Raw genomic sequence first — 472 nt, forward strand, 5'->3', positions numbered from 1 at the left:
TAACGCCCCACTAAGAGGCAAATAATAGTTGGTTATAATAGAGAGCGAAGCGAACAAAACCAACTGTTATTTGTCCTGCTTGAGTGGCTTGTTATGTTGCAGCTTGCCCGCTACCTTCGAGTACAGGGCTATAAATACCCCAAATAGCAAACACTACTAATAATATTGACAAAACACCAAGCCAAATAAGCACCGACATAGATTTACTACTTTTACATTTACTCACTTTAAACAAGATAAAAGCAGAGATTAAACCTAAAATACCCCAGTAACGATAAGTGCCAATTAATAAAGATGTTTGAAATGGTAGCTCCGATTCAAACGAATCAAATACATTTTCAAATTCTTTAATGAAGATAAAAGATCCATACGCAAACAAGCCAAAATAAAGCGTTGAAGCTGTAGCGGCTAATATTTGAAAGTTACTCTTAATCTGATTCATGAACTGCATCTCCTTTTGCAACATAACGCC

At 36.0% G+C, this 472-nt stretch carries 1 protein-coding gene; it reads right to left on the reverse strand.

Features of this window, described 5'->3' with window-relative positions; translation table 11 throughout:
* Window positions 1-91 precede the first annotated feature (91 nt).
* Window positions 92-442: a hypothetical protein gene (locus tag H4J69_RS19670; RefSeq protein WP_182218595.1), complete on the reverse strand. Its 351-nt coding sequence runs from the start codon at window positions 440-442 to the stop codon at window positions 92-94.
* Window positions 443-472 lie beyond the last annotated feature (30 nt).

The organism is Colwellia sp. BRX10-9, from assembly GCF_014077405.1.
In the GTDB taxonomy this organism is placed as follows: Bacteria; Pseudomonadota; Gammaproteobacteria; order Enterobacterales; family Alteromonadaceae; genus Colwellia_A.